Here is a 3,489-nt window from a genome sequence, read left to right as displayed (position 1 = left end):
GAGGCCTTCAAAAGGTCATCGACCCGCACGTACAGTGCAGTTGCGAGGGTGTCCATATCGGTCGTCACACATCGAGGGTGGACACCCTCGCGTCCGTGCCGCTACCCCTTGGAATCAATCATCTAGGGTGGCGCTTGCACGGTCGGGGTGGGGCGGTTATGTGACGGTGATGAAGACGGAGTGCCAGCCGCTGGCGCCGTCGGGGATGGTGCTGGTGCGCTTCTCGGTCTGGGTCTGGCCGGTGAGGTCGGTGGCCCGGACTGTGAGGGTGTGGCCGCCGGCGGTGGCTTTCCAGGGGTAGGACCACTGGCGCCAGGTGTCGGTGGTGTCCTGGGCGGCGAGGTCGGCGAGGTTCCAGGGCCCGTCGTCGATCCGGACTTCGACGCGGTCGATGCCGCGGTGCTGGGCCCATGCGACTCCCGCGATCATGACGGTGCCGGCCTTGGGGCGGGCGAAGGGCTTGGGGGTGTCGATGCGGGACTCGGTCTTGATGGGACCCTTCTTGGCCCAGGTCCGTTTGACCCAGTACGCGTCGTAGGCGTCGAAGGTGGTCAACTCAATGTCCTGGATCCACTTGCAGGCCGATACGTAGCCGTAGAGGCCGGGGACGACCATGCGGACGGGGAAGCCGTGCACGAAGGGCAGGGGCTGTCCGTTCATGCCGAGGGCGAGCATGGCGTCACGGCCGTCCATCACGTCCTCGACCGGGCTTCCGATCGTCATGGCGTCGACGGAGCGGGCCACCAGCTGGTCGGCCGGACCGCCTTGGGAGGGCGGTTTGACGCCTGCTTCACGCAGCAGGTCGGCGACGCGGACGCCGATCCAGCGGGCGTTGCCGATGTAGGGGCCGCCGACCTCGTTGGAGACGCAGGTGATCGTGATGTCCCGCTCGATAAGCTTCCGGCCCAGCAGGTCCTGGAAGGAGAGGGTGAGCGGGCGGGTGACGCCTTTGCCGTGGATCCGCAGACGCCAGGTGGTGGCGTCGACCTTCGGGATGACCAGCGCGGTATCGACGCGGTAGAAGGCGTTGTTCGGGGTGGTGAACGGGCTGATCCCGGGGATCTTGAGTTGTGCTCCGGCGGCTACGGGGGCGGCGGGTGAGGCCGGGGCGGGAAGTTTCAGCGCAGTGCGTGAGGCGACCGCATTCTGGCCCCGCATGTCGTTGAGGTGGCGGCCGAGCGTACCGGCGCCGGCGGAGGCCACCGCGGCGGCGGTCGCCGCGATGAGGAATCCCCGCCGGTCCCACCCAGCGCCCGTCCCCGCGTCGGATGTCGCGGCGGGGGTGGTGAGGCGGCCGATGAGCCAGTACAGCAGGACCGCCGCGACGACGGCCCCGACGATGGAGGGCAGTGCGTCGGCGATGCCGGTCGAGTCCGGGCGGCTGATGGCGGCGCCGGCTCCGACCACGCCGAAGAGCAGGACGCCTGCGGAGCCGGGCCGCCGGTAGCGCAGGGCGATCAGCCCGAGGACGACGGCCAGGGCGGCGAGGGTGGCGAGGATCCCCAGTTGCAGGATCAGCTTGTCGTTCTCGCCGAAGTGCCGGATCGCGAAATCCTTGACCGGGGCGGGCGTCCGGTCGATGGCCGCCCCGCCCACCGCGACGATCGGGCCGGACTCGGGCCGTACCGCGGCCGAGACGAGTTCGGCGACGGCCAGCGCCGCGAACCCGGCCAGAAGACCACTGAGCGCGGCGAGGGGGAAACGCACCCACCACTTCGGGGAAGTTCTCACAGCCATGATCAGACCCGACACCTTCTGGCGGAGCCGCAGTTCACGATCGCCGCGGGGCGGGCTTCGCGCGCCCGGCCGCGAGAGCACCGCCGTCGCGATGCCGCGCGTCTGGGCGCGCGGCGGCGGTGTGGCGATTCCTGATACCTACTTGGGGGTCAGGACGGTGTCGATGATGTTGACGGTGGCGTTGGCGGTGTGGACATCGCCGCAGACGACCTTCGCCGTCTTGTTGACCGTGAACTCCGTGCCATAGCCAGCAGTGGTCAGCGAGCCGCCTTCCAGGGTCTTGAAGGTGCCCTTCTCCATCTGCTTCGGGGTGATCTTCTCGCCTACGACGTGGTAGGTGAGAATCTTGGTGAGCTGGGTCTTGTCGCCGAGGATCTTGGCGAGGTCGGCCTTGGGGATTTTCGCGAACGCCTCGTTGCTCGGGGCGAACACGGTGATGTTCTGGGCGTTATTGAGTGTGTCGACGAGCCCTGCCTTCTTCACCGCCGTGACGAGCGTGGAGAGGGCGGGGTTATGGGAGGCAGCGGTCGCGACCGGGTCCTTGGCCATTCCGGCGAGGCTGCCGGAGCCTTCCTTCGGCACGGACGCGCAGGCCGGACCGAAGGGCCCGGCAGTGGGGGTGTCGGCAAACGCCGGGGCGGCCACGCCCACGGAAACGGGCAGGATGAACGCGGCTGCCGCGAGCATGGCGCAGCGGCGGGTACGGGTACTGGTCACGGGGTGGTTCCTCCTCCTGGAGGCGGGCATTGACGGTGATGTGCAAGCCCGAAGGTGTACGCGACGGCCGAATCGGCTGGTGGAGAAGTGAAGCCGGGCATGCAAACCTCCCGTGCGTCACCACGCCGCTCACGGCGGCTCTGACCCACCACACGTCGTACTACTCCCATCGTCCCACCATCACAGGAAACTGCCAGACGGCGGCAGACACGCACCCGGTGGGACCGCGGCGGGCCGGGCCGTGACTCCTGCCCGAGATGCCGAGTCGCAGGTATGTGACTAGCCTGGGTAGATGGGAGCCGCAACTGCGGGGAGCATCCAGGCCCGCGGTGATGCGCCACAGTGTGGGGCTCGATCATGTGCGTGCCGGCCCAGAAGGTCCGCGGCCACAGGCCGCGTTGACGGCGCAGATGCGCTCACCGCACCCATCTCTGGCCATCTGCTCGGCCCGCGTGTACCCCCTGCGGGAGGACGCATCGGCTTCGTGTCGCGGTACGCGGCACACCATCGAGAAGGCACCTGCGTGGGTGGCCGCCCGACGCCTATCCCGTGCTCTACCAGCCAGGCGGGCGGTTCCGCGGTGTCCGGCGGTGGGCCGTGGTGGCCTCCTGCTGCTCGGCGGACAGGAGTGCCCGCTCCGCGCGGGTCAGCTCTGCGCGCAGGTAGGTGACGACCGTGCGGAGCCGGACGGCGCCCGGCGGAAGTTCGGACATCACCGGCCCTGTACAGCCCGTCTGACGTGCACTTTTACAGCTCAGGCACAAGGTGCTAGCCCCGTGCCCGTAACGGCAACAGGTGGCGTGGCAGGACGCGCAGGGGCCGGTTTGGCTGGCGGCCCAGGTGACGGGCTGGGGTCTGGCAGGGGTGCTCACGGGGTACTCCTCGGCAGTGCGGAAGGCGCCCTTCGATTACTGACCTTGAAGTCGTCTTGTCGTAGGGGCTGACGGTTGGTGATCGTCGCGGTATGCCGGTTGTATGAGGTATCCGCAGGGTGGGGGTCTGACCGCGGAGAGGCAAGCGTTCCGTGAGCGGGTC

At 68.8% G+C, this 3,489-nt stretch carries 3 protein-coding genes; all 3 read right to left on the bottom strand.

Annotated features, from left to right (window positions below; genetic code table 11):
- Positions 1–156: 156 nt before the first annotated feature.
- Positions 157–1,737 carry a molybdopterin-dependent oxidoreductase gene (locus QMF80_RS37695; protein ID WP_283461918.1) on the bottom strand — a complete coding sequence of 527 codons (1,581 nt, stop codon included), beginning with the start codon at positions 1,735–1,737 and terminating at the stop codon, positions 157–159.
- Between the two features lie 138 nt (positions 1,738–1,875).
- Positions 1,876–2,454: a fasciclin domain-containing protein gene (locus tag QMF80_RS37690; RefSeq protein WP_283461917.1), complete on the bottom strand. Its 579-nt coding sequence runs from the start codon at positions 2,452–2,454 to the stop codon at positions 1,876–1,878.
- Between the two features lie 554 nt (positions 2,455–3,008).
- Positions 3,009–3,167: a hypothetical protein gene (locus QMF80_RS37685; RefSeq protein ID WP_283461915.1), complete on the bottom strand. Its 159-nt coding sequence runs from the start codon at positions 3,165–3,167 to the stop codon at positions 3,009–3,011.
- Positions 3,168–3,489 lie beyond the last annotated feature (322 nt).

This window comes from Streptomyces sp. G-G2 (genome assembly GCF_030063135.1).
Lineage (GTDB): Bacteria > Actinomycetota > Actinomycetes > Streptomycetales > Streptomycetaceae > Streptomyces.
This window is presented reverse-complemented; position numbering and strand designations above follow the sequence as displayed.

What these genes read in the sequence shown, in the direction of transcription:
- QMF80_RS37695 (WP_283461918.1), bottom strand. Translation starts at nt 1,737, where the DNA reads ATGGCTGTGAGAACTTCCCCGAAGTGGTGGGTGCGTTTCCCCCTCGCC.
- QMF80_RS37685 (WP_283461915.1), bottom strand. Translation starts at nt 3,167, where the DNA reads ATGTCCGAACTTCCGCCGGGCGCCGTCCGGCTCCGCACGGTCGTCACC.